Origin of the sequence: Pseudomonas imrae (genome assembly GCF_046352735.2) — a bacterium.
GTDB classification, from domain to species: Bacteria; Pseudomonadota; Gammaproteobacteria; order Pseudomonadales; family Pseudomonadaceae; genus Aquipseudomonas; species Aquipseudomonas imrae.
Genome location: NZ_CP110853.2, coordinates 2,629,639 through 2,646,467 on the forward strand (window position 1 = coordinate 2,629,639; position 16,829 = coordinate 2,646,467).

Below are 16,829 nucleotides of genomic sequence, written 5' to 3' on the forward strand. Positions count from 1 at the left end.
GATGCCCACAAGAACAACAAACGCAACAAAACTAAGGACGGTCACCGTGAACGCAAAACGACGAGGGTTTCAAACCGCCATCCCAACAGGCCCGGGCTACCCGCTCAAGGCTTTGAGCCGCGTGCCATACGGCGCGTTGCTGTGTTGCCTGGCAAGCCTGGGAACCGCCCAGGCCGCACCCTACGTGGAAACCGGCAAGCTTGGGGATGTCGCCAGTTGGCGCAGCGATGAGTTCAAGGCCGACTGGGGGTTGGGCGCAGTAAATGCCGATGTTGCCTATGCCGCCGGCTACACCGGCAAGGGTGTGAAGCTGGGGATCTTCGATCAACCCGTGTACGCCTTGCACCCGGAGTTCTCCAGCCCCGGCAAAGTGGTGACCCTTGTCACCGAGGGCATCCGCCAATACACCGACCCCTATATCCCGGTGAAGGCCGGTGATGCCTTTCGCTACGACGGCACACCGACCCAGGGCTCCAACGGCAAGCTCGGCGATCACGGTACGCATGTGGGTGGCATTGCCGCGGGTGACCGCAATGGCGGGCCGATGCACGGTGTGGCCTATAACGCGCAGATCCTCAGTGCCGAGAACGGCGATCCGGGCCCGGAGGACGGAATCATCCTGGGCAACGACGGCGCGGTCTACCAGGCCGGGTGGAACAGTCTGGTGGCCAACGGCGCGCGCATTATCAACAACAGTTGGGGCATCGGGATCGGCGAGCAGTTTGCCCAGGGTGGCAAGGATCCGGCATTTCCCCATTTCGGCCTCAGTGATGCCCAGGCTCAGTTCGACCAGATCAAACCCTTACTGGGTACGGCTGCGGGCGGCGCTTACCAGGGCGCAATCGATGCGGCGCGCAGCGGTGCGCTGACCATTTTTGCCGCCGGCAACGATTACAACCTGAACAACCCGGATGCGATTTCCGGCCTGGCTTATTTCGTGCCCGAGATCGCACCTAATTGGTTGTCCGTGGCAGCGTTGCAGCGCAACCCCGACACCAGCAGTACCGACCCTTACGTCATCAGTACCTTCTCGTCCCGTTGCGGTTATGCGGCCAGCTTCTGCGTATCGGCACCGGGAAGCGCCATTTTCAGTTCAGTAATGGTCGGCACCACGGTGGACAACATGAACCTGGGGTGGGCCAATAAAAGCGGCACATCAATGGCCGCCCCCCATGTGGCAGGGGCAGCGGCCGTATTGATGGAACGATTCCCGTACATGAGTGGCGAGCAGGTTGCCAGCGTGCTGAAAACCACGGCCACCGACCTCGGCGCGCCGGGCATCGACGCGTTGTACGGCTGGGGCATGATCAATCTGGGCAAAGCGGTGAACGGGCCGGGGATGTTGGTCACCGCCGAGGATATTGCGCCCCAGTTTCGAATCGACGGTGCCTATGGCAGCGGCCAGTTTGTCGCGGACTTGCCAGGTATTGGCGCCGTGGTTGACGCTGGCAAACCGACCCAGCGCCTGTGTACCGACGTGCATTGCGGCCTGGATGTGTGGAGCAACGATATTTCCGGTCACGGTGGCCTGACCAAGCAAGGCATCGGTTCGCTGGTACTGACGGGCAACAACACTTACAGCGGGCCGACCCTGGTCAACCAGGGCCTGTTGGCGGTCAATGGTTCGTTGATCTCGGCAGTCACGGTCGCCAGCAGCGGCGTGCTGGGCGGGTCCGGGACCGTGGGTTCGCTTAACGCGAGAAGCGGCGGTACCGTGGCGCCGGGCAACTCCATCGGCACCTTGAACGTTGCCGGGGATGTGCGCTTCGATGCCGGTTCTACTTATGCAGTGCAATTGTCGAGCAGTGCCAGCGACCGTATCGTCGCCGGCGGCAAGGCCACGCTCAATGGCGGCGATGTAACCCTGGCGCTGGAAAACAGCTCGACGCTGCTCAGCCAGTCCCAAGTGCAAAGCCTGATCGGCCGTCAATACGACATTTTGCAGGCAGCGGGTGGCGTCACGGGCACTTTCGGTGCGGTGTTGCCCAACTATCTGTTCCTGGGAGGCACGCTCAACTACGCGGCCAACGGCGTGCAACTGGATGTCGGGCGTAACGGCAACAGCTTCGCCAGTATCGCGGCCACCGACAACCAGCGCTCCGTGGCAGCTGCTGCCGAACAATTAGGTGCCGGTAATGGCGTCTATGAGAGCCTGCTGCTGGCTCCCGATGCGGCCTCGGCCCAAGGGGCATTTCAACAGTTGAGCGGGGAGATCTACCCGGCGCTGGAAACTGCGCTGATCAACGACAGTCGCTATCTGCGTGAGGCCGTGGGTGAACGCTTGCAGCAAGGCGAAATGGGCACGTCCACTCAAACCGTCGACAGCCGTGGCAACGTTTGGGTCAAGGCGCTGGGTGCCTGGGGCAAGACCGATAGCCGCAGTGATACGGCGGGCTACACCACCTCCATCGGCGGCATGCTGGCAGGTGTTGATGGGGCGCTGGACGAAAATACCCGCCTGGGCCTGATCGCCGGTTACAGCGACACCTCCCTGAACATGGGCAGTGGCACCCATTCCCGGGCCGCGGTGGACAGCTATCACTTCGGCGCCTATGCCGGCCATGAGATCGGTGCCTGGCGCTTGAGCGGCGGCGCCACCTACAGCTGGCATCGCGCGGACATAAAACGCGACCTGCAATATGGCAGCGTGTCCGGCAAGCAGAAAGCCAAGGTCGACGCCGGCACCACCCAAGTGTTCACCGAAGCGGCGTACCGCGTGAATCTGCAAGCACTGGCGCTTGAGCCTTTCGCCAACCTGGCCTACATCCACCTGGCTACCGACGGCTTCACCGAGAAGGGGGATGCCGCGGCGCTCAAAAGTGCTGATGACAACCGCGATCTGGTCCTCAGTACTTTGGGCGTGCGGGCATTGAAGACCTTCAATGTTACGGATCACCAGCAATTGGACGTTTCCGGCACCCTGGGCTGGCAGCACAACCTCAGCTCGACTGATTCCGAGCAACACCTGGCCTTTGCCTCCGGCGGCACCACCTTTGCGGTAGAAAGTTCGCCGATGGTGCGCGACGCGGCACTGGTGGGCGCGCGGGTCAGCCTGGCGTTGAGCAAGGACGCACGGCTGAACTTTGACTACAACGGGCTGCTGGCCAGCAAGGAGAAAATTCACGGGGTGGGCTTGAGCCTGGATTGGGCGTTCTGATGCCAGGTCTTTAGCCATACAGGAACATGTGGGAGCCGGGTGCTCCCACATCCAGCGCACTCCAACCGTTTTGGCTTTCTCGACAATTCCAACAAAAGAGAGGCAATACCATGGGTGTCTATGACTACAAAAACCTCGGAGCCGAGGCTTCCCAAGCACTATTCGCCGATGCCATGGCGATCACGATGTACTCCTATCACAACCTGGACAACGGCTTTGCCGCAGGCTATCAACACAACGGCCTGGGCCTTGGGTTGCCAGCGACTTTGGTGCAGGCGCTGATTGGCAGTACTGATTCTCAAGGCGTGATCCCGGGAATTCCCTGGAACCCCGACTCGGAAAAGGCCGCCCTGGAAGCGGTGCAAAAGGCCGGCTGGACGCCGATCAGTGCCAGCACCCTGGATTACGCTGGCCAGGTCGATGGTCGAGGCACTTTTTTTGGAGAGAAACCGGGTTATACCAGTGCGCAGGTGGAAGTGCTGGGCAAGTACGACGAAGCCGGCAAACTACTGGAAATCGGCATCGCCTTTCGCGGGACTTCGGGCCCCAGGGAAACACTGATCACCGACTCGATCGGTGATGTGATCAATGATCTATTGGCCGCCTTCGGCCCGCAGGACTATGCCAAAAACTACTCGGGCGAAGCCTTCGGCACCTTGCTTGGCAAGGTTGCCGAATATGCCAGTGCCCAGGGCTTGAGCGGCCAGGATGTGCTGGTCAGCGGTCACAGTCTTGGAGGCCTGGCCGTGAACAGCATGGCAGACTTGAGCGACAGTACCTGGTCGGGCTTCTACCAGGATGCCAACTATGTGGCCTATGCCTCACCGACCCAGAGTGCCAGCGACAAGGTGTTGAACATCGGTTATGAAAACGACCCGGTGTACCGTGCCCTGGACGGCTCATCGTTCACGCTGGCGTCCATTGGCGTACACGACCAGCCGCATGAATCCAGCGCGGATAACATCGTCAGTTTCAACGATCACTACGCCTCGTCGCTGTGGAATGTACTGCCGTTCTCGATCCTCAACTTGCCGACCTGGGTCTCGCATCTGCCCACCGGCTACGGTGATGGCATGACGCGCATTCTCGAGTCCGGGTTCTATGAACTGACCACCCGCGATTCGACGATCATTGTCGCCAACCTGTCAGACCCGGCGCGTGCCACCACCTGGGTCCAGGACCTCAACCGCAACGCCGAGACCCACCATGGCAGCACCTTCATCATCGGTACTGACAGTAATGACCTGATCCTGGGCGGCAGGGGCAACGACTACCTGGAAGGTCGTGCCGGCAATGACACCTTCCGCGACAGCGGCGGCTACAACATCCTGCTCGGCGGCTCGGGTTTCAACACCCTGGACCTGCAGCAGTCGCTCAAAAGCGTGGAAGTGGCCAATGACGGCGCCGGCACTTTGTACATTCGTGATGAGCATGGCGGTGTCAGCATGACTCGCGATATAGGCGCTCTGGTGAGCAAGGAAAGCAGCCTGATCTTTTTCAGCAAGAACGTGACCCACACCGTCACCGACCAGGGCTTGCTGGCGGGCAAGCACCTCACAGCCTATGCCTCGTCGGCCCAGGGCGATGCCGGCGACAACCTGCTCAAGGCTGGCGACAACGGGCAGTGGCTGTTTGGCCTGGATGGCAATGACCAACTGATCGGCGGCAAAGGCAATGATGTGCTTGTCGGTGGCGAGGGCAATGACTTGCTGCACCTGAGTGGCGGCGGCAATACCTTGTTGTTCAACGGGCAGTTTGGCCAGGACCGGGTCCTGGGCTATCAATCGACGGACAAGCTGGTATTTATGGGGGTGGACGGTGTAGGCGGGCAGTATGACTACCTCGAACACGCCAAGGCGGTAGGGAGCGATACAGTGCTCAGCTTCGGCGCCGATTCAGTGACGCTGGTGGGGATAGGGTTAGATAGCCTGTCTGCGAACAGCATCACCATTGCCTGACAGACAGAGGGCCGAATTGTCGAAGCGATTCGGCCCTCTGTCACTGGAGCGCTTTTATTCCTTGATCACGGTCGCGACATCGGCAGCCTTGACCCGTACGCGCTTGCCAGCGATATCGGTGAACTCGTAGAAACCGTCCGGCGTCTTGGCGTTCGGCGTGTCCTTGGTCAAGTACTGGGTACCGTTCTGTAACGTCACGACGGTCGGCGTCGAGCAACCGGCCAAAACCAGAAAAGTGAGTGCAACCAGTGGCAGCCCCAAGTGTTTCATGTTCATTTACCCTTACCTTCACTCTTCAAAAGCCCGCGCCTGAGCGGCGGCGGGCCATAAATGTTACGCGATTGCCCAGCATCTGATCACTTTTATGCAAAAAGTTGCGTGAGCCATTGATCTATTACCGATTGCAACGGCTGGTCAGGAACGGCAATCTGTATGCATAACCAGTGTTTGATCAAGTGCCTGCAATGTCCAATCCCCTGGAAGACCCTTTCTATTACCTGCATAACTTCCGCCAAGTTCTTGATTGGCTAGGGCAGCGCTATGCCGATTTGCTGGACCGCGAGGAGCAGCATTTCATTCGGCAATTCGACCTGTTGCCGCAAGCCGCCCAGGCCTTGCTGGTACGCATGGTCATGCGCAAGGGCCGACACTTTCGGGCTGGCAAGCTGGCGTATGGCGAGATCGGTCCGACCCAGGCAGCGGTTATTCCCTTGCTGGAACACGGCTGGGTCCAAGAGCAGGGCTTGCTCACGTTTGCAGAGCTGTTTGCGTTGCTGAACAAAGGCGAAGTCCTCGCGGCTTTCGAACCTTGGATCGAGCAACGCAAAGGCAAGAAAGCCGACTGGCTGCCGCTGCTGGCGGCGCAGTTCGCTGAACCGCGCAGTTTCCAGCAATGGTGCCCGCAACTTGAAGAGCCGCTCTACAGCCTGACGATCATGGACCTGTGTGATCGGCTGCGCCTGATGTTCTTCGGCAACCTGTACCAGGACTGGTCGGAGTTCGTGCTGGCGGACCTGGGTATCTATGCCTACGAAAAAGTCGAGTTCTGCGCCGAGTCCCGTGGGCTGCGCAGCCGTGACGATATTTACGGGCTGGTGTTTCTCCATCAATGCCAGCAGGCGTTCGAGGCCGGTGACTCACTGCATGGCGTGCTGGAGCAAATCGCCGCGCTGGACACCGATAACCCATGGCTGGAGCAGCGCCGCGCCAAGCTGTTGTTTCAAGTCGGCCAGCATTGTGAGCGGATAGCCGAGCTGGGCCTGGCCGAAGTGATCTATCGAGACTGTTCTTATCCCGGTGCGCGGGCGCGCCTGATCCGGGTACTGGAGCGTCGGGAAGACTTTGCCCAGGCGATGACCCTGGCGCTGCAGGCACAAGCCGCCCCCCACAGCGCGGCCGAGCAACAGCATCTGTTGCGGGTGCTACCCCGGCTGCGCCGCAGGCTGGGCGAGCCCGCCGTGCCCAAGCCAAAGCCGTGCAAGATCCTGCGCCTGGATCTGGAGTTGCCATTCCCGCAGCCGCTGGCAGCCGTGGAGTCTTGCGTCCAACAGCACCTGAGCGAGGCAGACGCACCGGTGCATTACGTCGAGAATGGCCTGATCAATTCGCTGTTCGGGCTGTTGTGCTGGCCGGCGATTTTCGCGCCGTTGCCAGGGGCATTTTTTCACCCTTTCCAGCGTGGCCCGGTGGATTTGCACAGCGAAGACTTCCATCAACGTCGAGCCGAACTGTTCGCCGCCTGCCTGGATGAACTGCAGGACGAACGCTACAAGACCACCATTCGCCAGCGCTATGCCCAGAAGTGGGGTATCCAGTCGCCGTTCGTGTTCTGGAACGTGTTGAATGAAGAGCTGCTCGACCAGGCTCTCGACTGCTTGCCCGCCGAGCATTTGCGGCACTGGTTCGCCCGCCTGTTGCTGGATATTCGCGCCAATCGTGCAGGGATGCCGGACCTGATCCAGTTCTGGCCTGCGCAAAAGAGCTACCGCATGATCGAAGTCAAAGGCCCCGGCGATCGCTTGCAAGACAACCAACTGCGCTGGCTGGAGTTTTGTGGCGTGCATCAGATGCCAGTCACGGTCTGCTACGTGCGCTGGGCGGAGCAGGGGGCTTGAGCTACACCGTCGCGGTACGCGCATTGTGTGAGTTCACCGCCAAGGTCGGTGATCTCGACCTGCGTTTCACTCCCTCACCCAGCGCTCAGGAAGGGATTGTCGGCCACCGTACCGTGGCTGCCCGGCGCAGCGCCCACTACCAGAACGAGGTAACGTTGGAGGGCAACTATCTGCAGTTGACCGTCAGGGGCCGTGCAGATGGCTATGACCCTGAGCGCAATCAACTGGAGGAGATCAAGACCTACCGTGGCGACCTTGAAGCCCAGCCCGCCAACCACAGGCAATTGCACTGGGCCCAGGTCAAGGTGTATGGCTGGTTGATGTGCCAGAAGCTGGGCCTTGCCGAGATCATCCTGGCGCTGGTGTATTTCGACATTGTCAGCGAGCGTGAAACCCTGGTCAGCCAGACCTGCCGGGCCGGTGAACTGGAGGGGTTCTTCAATCAGCAGTGTGCGTTGTTTCTTGGCTGGGCCGCGCAGCAGATGCGCCAACGCCAGGCCCGTGACGCAGCGGTCCAGGCCCTGGCTTTTCCCCATGACGACTTCCGCCCAGGCCAACGGGCGCTTGCCGAATCGGTGTACAAGGCCGCCAGCACCGGGCGCTGCCTGATGGCACAGGCGCCCACCGGCATCGGTAAAACCATCGGCACGATCTTTCCCCTACTCAAGTCCATGGCGCCCCAGCAGTTGGACAAGGTGTTCTTTCTTACCGCGAAAACCCCCGGGCGAAAACTGGCCCTGGACGCCGTGCAGGTGCTACACGACAGCCGTGCGGATTTGACCCTGCGGGTGCTGGAACTGGTGGCGCGGGACAAGGCCTGCGAACACCTCGACAAGGCGTGTCACGGCGATTCCTGCCCCTTGGCCAAAGGCTTCTATGATCGCCTGCCGGCAGCCCGTGAAGCTGCGGACAAAGTGCGCCTGCTCGATCAGCGTCGGCTTCGAGAAGTAGCCCTGGCCCACCAGGTGTGCCCGTACTACCTGAGCCAGGAAATGGCGCGCTGGGCCGACATGGTGGTCGCCGACTATAACTATTACTTTGATTTCAGCGCGATGCTGTTTGGCTTGGCCCAGCTCAACCAGTGGCGTGTCGCGGTGCTGGTGGATGAAGCCCATAACCTGGTGGAACGTGGCCGCTCGATGTACAGCGCCGAGCTGGACCAGCACGCCCTCAAGGCCTTGCGGGCCACCGCGCCAGAGCCTTTGCAAAAGCCGTTGCAGCGCTTGAACCGCGAATGGAATGCCTTGCACAAGGAGCAGATCGCGCCGTATCAGGCCTATGGGGACAAACCGGAAAAACTGCTGCAAGCCTTGGCGCTGTGTACTGGCGCCATGGGCGAATATTTCAACGACCATCCCCAGGCGCTGGGTGGTGAGCTGCAACGCTTCTACTTTGATGCGTTGCAGTTTTCAAAGGTGGCAGAGCTGTTCAACGAGCAGTTCATTTTTGACATCACCCAACGAGACCCACTCGCCAAACGCCGCTTTTCGCGCCTGTGCCTGCGCAATGTCGTGCCTGCCGAGTTCCTTCGGCCGCGGCTGACGGCGGCCCGCAGCAGCGCGCTGTTTTCCGCGACCTTGAGCCCCCGGCATTACTACACTGATTTACTTGGACTGCCGGCGAACACGGCCTGGATCGACGTCGAGTCGCCGTTCCACGCAGAACAATTGCAGGTACACATCGTCGAGCGGATATCCACGCGTTTTGTGCACCGCCAAGCGTCCCTGGCGCCCATTGTCGAGTTGATCGCCGAGCAGTTCCAGCGCCAGCCAGGTAACTACCTGGCGTTTTTCAGCAGCTTCGATTACTTGCAGCAAGTGGCGCAGTTACTGGCTGAGCGCTATCCCCATATTCCGCTGTGGCATCAAGCGCGAGGCATGGCCGAAGCCGAACGTCAGGCCTTCCTCGACCAATTCACCCAGCACAGCCAGGGTGTGGGCTTTGCCGTGTTGGGCGGAGCGTTCGGTGAAGGTATCGACCTGCCAGGTGCGCGCCTGATCGGTGCGTTCATTGCCACCCTGGGCCTGGCGCAGTTGAACCCGGTCAATGAACAGATCAAGCAGCGCATGGCGGCGATCTTTGGCGCCGGTTATGACTATACCTACCTGTACCCGGGGATCCAGAAGGTGGTACAGGCTGCGGGCCGAGTGATTCGCACCCAACAGGACCGGGGCACGGTAATGCTGATCGACGATCGCTTTGCCGAGAGTAAAGTCAGGCAGTTGTTGCCACGCTGGTGGTCAGTGAATGCCTCCCCTGTAAGAGCGAGTTTGCTCGCGAAGAACTCCAAAGCGCCGCGTTTATCCTGATGTACGCGTTATCGTTGAGGTTTTTCGCGAGCAAGCTCGCTTCTACAGGGCTGCGACTCAGACCACTTCCAGATAAGAGCTGTGAATCGCCTGTGCCAGCTCACGCACCGTGTCGATGAACGCCGTCAGCCGGGTGTGCAGGCCTTCTTCCAGAATCTCGTCAATCCCGGTATAGCGCAGCCGCGCTTCAAACTCGGCGGCCAGGCGTTGTGCAGCACGGCCGTAGCTGCCCGGCAAGTCGGCCAGGATATGGCTCAACTCTTCGATACAGGCGTGCAGCGAGCGGGGAACGTCGCTGCGCAACAACAGCAGTTCCGACACGGACCGGGCATTCAGCGCATTGGGATACAGCTCGGTGTAGGCTTCAAACGATGACAAGGCACGGAGCAGGGCGCTCCATTGGTAATAGCCCCGGGCCGAAAGGTCGCTGACTTCTTCGGACTCTTCGCCGAACATCTCGTAGCGCGCATCCAGTAGGCGCAAGGTGTTGTCAGCCCGTTCGACAAAAGTGCCCAGGCGAATGAAGCGATAGGCGTCATTGCGCATGATGGTGCCTGCGGTGGCACCACGGAACAGGTGCGAACGCTGCTTGACCCAGTCACAGAAGTGGCTGATGCCATGGCGCGCCAGGCCGCCTGTGGCGATGCTGCGCATCTCCAGCCAGGTGGCGTTGAGGTTCTCCCACATGTCGGCGGTGATCCGCCCGCGTACTGCATGGGCGTTGCCACGGGCGGCGCGCAGGCAGTTATAGATGCTCGCCGGGTTGGCTGCGTCCAAGGCGAAGAAGTGCAGCATGCGCTCGGCGTCCAGTTCCCGATGGCGCTCCAGGTAGCTGTCGAGGGTGCCGCTGCTGAGCAACGACATCGCCAGTTCGTCGAGGCCATCGCTGCGCCCGGCCTGGGGCATCAGCGATAGCGAGTAACTGACTTCCAGCATACGCGCCAGGTTTTCCGCACGTTCCAGATAACGCGACATCCAATACAGATCTGCGGCGGTTCTACTCAGCATACTCAGCCCTCCACCACCCAGGTGTCCTTGGTTCCGCCGCCTTGCGACGAGTTGACAATCAATGAACCTTCGCGCAGTGCAACACGGGTCAGGCCTCCAGGCACCAGCCGGGTTTCCTTGCCCGATAGCACAAACGGTCGCAAATCGATGTGGCGGGGCGCGATTCCGTTTTCGACAAAGGTCGGGCAGGTCGACAGGCTCAAGGTGGGCTGGGCGATGTAGGCGTGGGGGCGCGCCTTGATGCGCTGGCGGAAGTCCTCGATTTCGGCGGCGCTGGCCGCCGGGCCCACCAGCATGCCGTAGCCTCCGGAGCCTTGGGTTTCCTTGACCACCAGTTCCGGCAAGTGCGCCAGCACGTGGGAGAGTTCGTCCGGTTTGCGGCACTGGAACGTGGGTACGTTTTGCAAGATGGGTTCTTCGTCCAGATAGAAGCGGATCATCTGCGGTACATAGGGATAGATGGATTTATCGTCGGCCACACCGGTACCGATGGCATTGGCCAGCACCACGTTGCCGGCGCAATAGGCGGCTACCAGGCCAGGGACGCCGAGCATTGATTCTGGGTTGAAGACCATGGGATCGAGGAACGCGTCGTCGATGCGGCGGTAGATCACGTCCACGGCTTTCGGGCCATCGGTGGTGCGCATGAATACTTTCAGGTCGTGGACGAACAGGTCGGCACCTTCCACCAGTTCCACGCCCATTTCCCGGGCCAGGAACGCGTGTTCAAAGAACGCACTGTTGAAACGCCCCGGTGTCAGTACCACGACGTTGGGGTTGTCCAGGCGGCTGGCGCTTTTCAGGGTCTTGAGCAGGAGGTTGGGGTAATGGTCCACTGGGGCGATACGTTGCCTGGCGAACACCTCCGGGAACAGGCGCATCATCATTTTGCGGTCTTCGAGCATGTAGCTCACACCGCTTGGGGTGCGCAGGTTATCTTCAAGAACGTAGTAAGTACCGTCGCCATCGCGTACCAGATCGACCCCGGAGATGTGGGAATAGATATCGCGGTGCAGGTCCAGCCCGAGCATGGCCTTCTGATAACCCTCATTGCCCAGGATCTGATCGGCGGGAATGATCCCGGCCTTGATAATGCGTTGATCGTGGTAGATGTCGGCCAGAAACATGTTCAAGGCATTGACACGCTGGATGCACCCGCGCTCGATGATGCTCCATTCGCTGGCGGGAATGCTGCGGGGAATGATGTCAAAGGGGATCAGGCGTTCGGTGTCGTGTTCGTCACCGTACAAGGTGAAGGTGATGCCTGCCCGGTGAAACAGCAGGTCGGCCTCACGGCGGCGCTGTGCCAGCAGTTCCGGCGGCGTATTGGCCAGCCAGTTGCAGAAGTCCTGGTAGTGCGCACGGCAGATACCATTTGCGTCATTCATCTCATCAAAGAAAGATCGAGCCATTCCAATTACCCTGTCAGTGCCGTGAAAAAACCATGGGTTGGCACTGCCGCTTTAGAAAACGCATTTTTTATGAGCCCGTGGCGTTGGGCGCCAGCAGGCCTGGTCCTTACTTTCTTGTGGAGTCGGCTCTGGGTCAGGGGGGTAACGATTACTCCTGTATTGACCTTGGCAGGTAGGCACCGGCAGGACTAAAGCAATGCCTGTGCCTAAACCGTTTTTTGCAGGGTAAACCGCCTATGGGGGCGGCTTATCGGCCCGTCATGCTCAAGTGCGGTGCATGCACGGTGCGACCACTGCGTCAGGATGGTGCAGCCAACCTACTTGAACTTAGGACCAGGCAGATTCTTCTAAGGGAATTAAGTGCTGCGAGGATCACCGCTTGTGCCCAGGATTATTTCTCCACAGAACCCCGAGTCGGCGCTGAGCGAACACGCTGAATACAACGCGAGGATATTTGGCTCACCCAAGGAGCGTCTGGATTTCTACCGTCGTGAAATCCAATACGAAACCAGCATCCTGGCCAACCGCACCGACGCCTATCTGACGGCGCAATCGTTCCTGGTGATTGCCTTTGTTTCGGGCATGGGCAATCTCAACCCGGAGTGGGGCAAGTTGTTCACGCTAGTGGTGCCGCTGTTTCTGGCACTGCTTGGGGTGCTCAGCTCACTGAATGCCTGGCCGGGCATTCGTGCGGCCTATGACATCATTGACCATTGGCATTTCAAGCAAAGCGAGCTGTTGCGCAGCGAACCTATGATGGGTCTGGCCTACGATGAGTCGCCGCTGTTCTGTGAAACCGAGTCGTCCCACAAAGGGTATCGCAAGTCCCTGCTGTTCTCGGTGCGCACGCCCTGGCTGTTCATGGTGTTCTGGATCGTACTGGGGGCGTTCTCGGTGTATATCCAGGTGGACAACCCCGGCGGATGACCATTGATCAGCCGCGCCCCATTTGACTGAACTTCGGCTTGCCCGGTGCGACCTTAACCTTACGCATGTGCGTATTGATTCAGCTGCAAAGAGGTACACATGAACGCGAAGGACAACCAAGACCTGCATACGCGCCAGGTTCCACCTGCAGACACTGGCGCTGCCGCACCCAAGGACCCCAGGGCGGATGCCGACCCGGTAGCCAAGGACAACGAGTTCAGCCCGGATTTCAAGCCCGAGCGTGAACCCAAGCCCGAGACAGATGCCGATATTGATACCCAGGGCGGCTAGAGGAGGTGAGCATGCATACCCAGCCTGAAGAGGAACCCATCAATGACCCAGGCAATGAAGACCCAGGTTCGCTGATGGACGACGCTGAGGTACCACTTCAGGATCCGGATGACCCCGAGCCCTGAGCGGCAATTGCCTTACTCGGCCAACGGCGGCAGCCTGCGCTTGACCGGGGTTTTCTTGACAATTGCGGTATTGGTTTCGGCGTAGCTGTTGAGCCGGTCCAGCAGTGTATCCAGGTGATCCATGGTACGTACGTGCAGCCGCGCGATGAAACAGTCGTCGCCCGTCACTTTGTCGCACTCGGTAAACTCCGGGATCGCCTGGATCTGGCGCTCCACTTCCTGCAATTGGCCGGGCAGGGGGCGGATGCGCACAATGGCCTGCAGCAGATAACCGAAGTGTTTGGGGTCGATATCGACGGTATAGCCCTTGAGCACCCCACGCTCTTCGAGTCGCCGCAGTCGCTCACTGACACTGGGCGAGGACAGGCCGGTAATGCCCGCCAGGGTTTTGAGCGACCGTCGTGAATCCTCCATCAAGGCCGCAATCAATTGCTGGTCGATAACGTCAATCATGACTATCCCCTGTAGTGAATGTGCAACTTTGCCTAATAAGAAAAGGTAATAGCAGCTCTTTGCCTTTTTTAGACGCTGGAGCCTGAGTGATGCAGATTGCCATAATTTAGCCTCATTCGAGGAGCTCAACTATGGACAAATCCATGCGTCGCGGGTCGTGGGAAATGGTCGGCGCCATGCTGATCTCAGGCACGATCGGCTGGTTTGTGTTGGTATCCCGCGTGCCGGTAATCGAGGTGGTGTTCTGGCGCTGCGTCATCGGCGCCCTGACCCTGTTACTGGTGTGCTGGCTGCTGGGCTATCTGCGGGTCGATCTGGTGAGCTATTCGACACTTGGATGGGCGGTGCTCAGTGGCGTGGCCATCGTAGGCAACTGGCTGTTGCTGTTCGCTTCTTATGCCAAGGCATCGATCGCGATCAGTACGGCAGTCTACAACGTGCAGCCGTTCATGTTGGTCATGCTCGCTGCGCTATTTCTCGGTGAAAAGATCACCGTGCAAAAACTCGCATGGCTGAGCGTTGCCTTTTTGGGAATGCTGGCGATTGTGACTGCCCATGGCGAGCAGCAAAACAGCGGTGACCAGTATCTACTGGGCGTGGCGCTGGCAATGGGTGCCGCGTTTTTGTATGCGATTGCGGCGCTGATCATCAAGCGTTTGAAGGCAGTGCCACCGCACCTGATGGCATTGATTCAGGTGACGACCGGAGCCGTGCTGCTGGCACCGCTGGTCTCGTGGCAGAGTCTATCCGCGCCCTTCGAGGCCTGGGCGGCATTGCTGACGCTGGGTGTGGTGCATACCGGCTTGATGTACGTGTTGCTCTACGGCGCGATCCAGAAGTTGCCGACGGCTATGACCGGCGCACTGTCGTTTATCTATCCGATTGCCGCGATTCTGGTCGACTGGATTGCCTATGGGCATCGTTTGGGCTGGACGCAATGGCTGGGTGTGGCGGCGATTCTGCTGGCAGCGGCGGGGTTGCAGCGCGGATGGTGGTGGCGCCTCAAGCCCGATGGCCGGGCTCAGGGCGCTTGACACGCACGCGGCGCCGGGCGCCGCGTGCGGGAACGGCTAGTGCGTGCCGCGAGGAATGGTCTTGAGCAAGTCGGCCGGGCTGATATGCCCCACCACCTGCTGCACACCACTGCCCGGTAATGGCAAATCAAGGATATGACCCTTGATCCTGCCAATGACGTGCATCTCGCAGGGCTTGCAGTCGAACTTCAGGGTCAGCACTTCGTCACCCTGGATCAGTTGCATCGGTGCCACCTTGGTACGCACGCCCGTGACGCCTTTGGCCTGTTTGGGGCACAGGTTGAAGGAGAAGCGCAGGCAGTGCTTGGTGATCATCACCGGTACCTCGCCGGTTTCTTCGTGGGCCTCGTAGGCCGCGTCGATCAGCTTGACCCCATGACGGTGATAGAAGTCACGGGCCTTCTGGTTGTAGACGTTGGCCAGGAACGACAGATGCGATTCGGGGTACACCGGCGGCGGTGAGGTTTCAGCTTTGCGCCCGCCGCGAGGATGTGCCTGGATTCGAGCGCCAGTCAGTGCTTCGATAACGTCGCGACGCAAGGCCTTGAGCTGCGAGTTGGGAATGAAGTACGCCTGCGGTGCATCCAGTTCGATAGTCGTGGCGTGGTATTGGGTGGTACCCAGTTGGCCCAGCAGATCGTGCAATTGCTCCAGGGCCTGCTCTGGCTTGTTGGCGATACCAAACGGGCCGGGCAGGGTGGTGCTGACGCTCACGCCTTCCTCACTGGTGGCGGTCAGTTCCAGGCAGTCCTCGCGCAGGCTCGCCAGCCAGGACAGGCCAATCCGGCGTTCGGCCGAGGTCTTGAGTAACGCTTGCTGCCAGTTGTGATCCAGGTTGCGATTGAGTGGATGACTCGGCTTGAGGTTATACAGCCCACCCGGCATCTCGTTGGGTTCGACGCGGTAGCGGTAGCGTTTTTCGCCGTCTTCTTCGAATTCACCCCGGGCTTCGGCAATGTTTGCGCGAAAGCCGACCACCTCACGTTTGACCAGCACATTCAAGCCGTCGCCGTTGGACAGCGGTTCGTGCGTCACTACCTGCATATCGCGTTTGCCGACTTTCTCCACCACGCCAACCGGCAGGCCGGTGAACGTCGGCGTATCGAAGGCACCAATGTCGATCTTGCGGTCACTGACAAAGTAGTCGGTGCTGCCACGGTGGAAGGTCTTTTCCGGGTCTGGCAGGAAGAAGTGCGCGGTCCGTCCGCTGGAAGCGCGGGCAAGGTCCGGGCGGTCCTCGAGGATGTCGTCCAGGCGCTGTCGGTAATAGGCAGTGATGTTCTTGACGTAGCCCATGTCCTTGTAGCGGCCCTCGATCTTGAAGGAGCGCACGCCGGCATCAACCAGGGCACGCAGGTTGGCGCTCTGGTTGTTGTCTTTCATCGATAGCAGGTGTTTTTCGAACGCGACTACGCGTCCCTGGTCATCCTTGAGGGTGTAGGGCAGGCGGCAGGCCTGGGAGCAATCGCCACGGTTGGCACTGCGGCCGTTCTGGGCATGAGAGATATTGCACTGGCCGGAAAACGCCACGCACAACGCGCCGTGGATGAAGAATTCGATGGCAGCATCGGTTTCATCGGCAATGGCACGAATTTCCTGCAGGTTCAGCTCGCGGGCCAGCACCAGTTGGGAGAAACCGGCCTGATCGAGGAACTTCGCCCGGGCCAGGGTGCGGATGTCGGTCTGGGTACTGGCGTGCAGCTCGATGGGCGGAATATCCAGCTCCATCACCCCCAGGTCCTGGACGATCAACGCGTCGACCCCGGCGTCGTAGAGCTGGTGGATCAGCTTGCGGGCCGGCTCCAGCTCATTGTCGTGCAGGATCGTATTGATGGTGGTGAAGACCCGGGCGTGGTAACGGCGGGCGAACTCCACCAATTGCGCGATATCGCTGACTTCGTTGCAGGCATTGTGGCGCGCACCAAAGCTTGGGCCGCCGATGTACACGGCATCGGCGCCATGAAGAATAGCCTCGCGCGCGATGGCGACATCGCGGGCAGGGCTGAGCAATTCCAGATGATGCTTGGGCAAGGACATAGTT

12 protein-coding genes are annotated in these 16,829 nt (G+C 60.0%); 7 read left to right on the top strand and 5 right to left on the bottom strand.

Going from position 1 to position 16,829, the window contains the following annotated elements:
* Position 1 precedes the first annotated feature (1 nt).
* A complete protein-coding gene (locus OQ460_RS11700; protein ID WP_410017652.1) occupies positions 2–3,157 on the top strand; it encodes an autotransporter outer membrane beta-barrel domain-containing protein in 3,156 nt (1,051 codons plus the stop codon).
* A gap of 110 nt (positions 3,158–3,267) precedes the next feature.
* On the top strand, positions 3,268–5,115 hold the full coding sequence (locus OQ460_RS11705; protein ID WP_410017653.1) for a polyurethanase: 1,848 nt from the start codon (positions 3,268–3,270) through the stop codon (positions 5,113–5,115).
* 54 nt (positions 5,116–5,169) lie between these two features.
* On the opposite strand, the gene OQ460_RS11710 is transcribed toward OQ460_RS11705, so the two are convergent.
* Positions 5,170–5,391 (bottom strand): YgdI/YgdR family lipoprotein, encoded by a 222-nt coding sequence (locus OQ460_RS11710; protein ID WP_410017654.1) that lies wholly within the window; start codon positions 5,389–5,391, stop codon positions 5,170–5,172.
* A 188-nt stretch (positions 5,392–5,579) separates the two neighbouring features.
* Between OQ460_RS11710 and OQ460_RS11715 the strand changes: the two genes are divergently transcribed.
* Both OQ460_RS11715 and OQ460_RS11720 read left to right on the top strand, forming a co-directional pair.
* Complete coding sequence (locus tag OQ460_RS11715) at positions 5,580–7,229, top strand: VRR-NUC domain-containing protein (RefSeq protein WP_410017655.1); 1,650 nt, start codon at positions 5,580–5,582, stop codon at positions 7,227–7,229.
* Positions 7,226–9,538 (top strand): ATP-dependent DNA helicase, encoded by a 2,313-nt coding sequence (locus OQ460_RS11720; protein WP_410017656.1) that lies wholly within the window; start codon positions 7,226–7,228, stop codon positions 9,536–9,538. The genes OQ460_RS11715 and OQ460_RS11720 overlap by 4 nt, the downstream gene beginning before the upstream one ends.
* Before the next feature lie 57 nt (positions 9,539–9,595).
* Here the strand turns inward: OQ460_RS11720 and OQ460_RS11725 are convergent, their stop codons facing one another.
* Both OQ460_RS11725 and OQ460_RS11730 read right to left on the bottom strand, forming a co-directional pair.
* A complete protein-coding gene (locus OQ460_RS11725; RefSeq protein WP_410017657.1) occupies positions 9,596–10,546 on the bottom strand; it encodes an alpha-E domain-containing protein in 951 nt (316 codons plus the stop codon).
* A 2-nt stretch (positions 10,547–10,548) separates the two neighbouring features.
* Positions 10,549–11,958: a circularly permuted type 2 ATP-grasp protein gene (locus OQ460_RS11730; protein WP_410017658.1), complete on the bottom strand. Its 1,410-nt coding sequence runs from the start codon at positions 11,956–11,958 to the stop codon at positions 10,549–10,551.
* Between the two features lie 381 nt (positions 11,959–12,339).
* On the opposite strand from OQ460_RS11730, the gene OQ460_RS11735 reads away from it, so the two are divergent.
* Entirely contained in the window at positions 12,340–12,885 is a 546-nt protein-coding gene (locus OQ460_RS11735; protein WP_410017659.1) for a hypothetical protein, read from the top strand.
* A 99-nt stretch (positions 12,886–12,984) separates the two neighbouring features.
* On the top strand, positions 12,985–13,176 hold the full coding sequence (locus OQ460_RS11740; RefSeq protein WP_410017660.1) for a hypothetical protein: 192 nt from the start codon (positions 12,985–12,987) through the stop codon (positions 13,174–13,176).
* Between the two features lie 137 nt (positions 13,177–13,313).
* Here OQ460_RS11740 and OQ460_RS11745 read toward each other — a convergent pair whose 3' ends face one another.
* The gene (locus tag OQ460_RS11745; RefSeq protein ID WP_410017661.1) at positions 13,314–13,754 is read right to left on the bottom strand and encodes an Lrp/AsnC family transcriptional regulator; all 441 of its coding nucleotides are present in this window, start codon (positions 13,752–13,754) and stop codon (positions 13,314–13,316) included.
* 131 nt (positions 13,755–13,885) lie between these two features.
* Between OQ460_RS11745 and OQ460_RS11750 the strand changes: the two genes are divergently transcribed.
* Entirely contained in the window at positions 13,886–14,788 is a 903-nt protein-coding gene (locus OQ460_RS11750; protein WP_410017662.1) for a DMT family transporter, read from the top strand.
* A 36-nt stretch (positions 14,789–14,824) separates the two neighbouring features.
* On the opposite strand, the gene OQ460_RS11755 is transcribed toward OQ460_RS11750, so the two are convergent.
* Positions 14,825–16,825, bottom strand: coding sequence for a peptidase U32 family protein (locus OQ460_RS11755; protein WP_410017663.1), 2,001 nt, complete (start codon positions 16,823–16,825; stop codon positions 14,825–14,827).
* Positions 16,826–16,829 lie beyond the last annotated feature (4 nt).

Excerpts from the sequence above, each read along its gene's own strand:
- OQ460_RS11700 (WP_410017652.1), top strand. The coding sequence starts at position 2 with ATGCCCACAAGAACAACAAACGCAACAAAACTAAGGACGGTCACCGTG.
- OQ460_RS11705 (WP_410017653.1), top strand. The coding sequence starts at position 3,268 with ATGGGTGTCTATGACTACAAAAACCTCGGAGCCGAGGCTTCCCAAGCA.
- OQ460_RS11710 (WP_410017654.1), bottom strand. The coding sequence starts at position 5,391 with ATGAACATGAAACACTTGGGGCTGCCACTGGTTGCACTCACTTTTCTG.
- OQ460_RS11715 (WP_410017655.1), top strand. The coding sequence starts at position 5,580 with ATGTCCAATCCCCTGGAAGACCCTTTCTATTACCTGCATAACTTCCGC.
- OQ460_RS11725 (WP_410017657.1), bottom strand. The coding sequence starts at position 10,546 with ATGCTGAGTAGAACCGCCGCAGATCTGTATTGGATGTCGCGTTATCTG.
- OQ460_RS11730 (WP_410017658.1), bottom strand. The coding sequence starts at position 11,958 with ATGGCTCGATCTTTCTTTGATGAGATGAATGACGCAAATGGTATCTGC.
- OQ460_RS11740 (WP_410017660.1), top strand. The coding sequence starts at position 12,985 with ATGAACGCGAAGGACAACCAAGACCTGCATACGCGCCAGGTTCCACCT.
- OQ460_RS11745 (WP_410017661.1), bottom strand. The coding sequence starts at position 13,754 with ATGATTGACGTTATCGACCAGCAATTGATTGCGGCCTTGATGGAGGAT.
- OQ460_RS11750 (WP_410017662.1), top strand. The coding sequence starts at position 13,886 with ATGGACAAATCCATGCGTCGCGGGTCGTGGGAAATGGTCGGCGCCATG.
- OQ460_RS11755 (WP_410017663.1), bottom strand. The coding sequence starts at position 16,825 with ATGTCCTTGCCCAAGCATCATCTGGAATTGCTCAGCCCTGCCCGCGAT.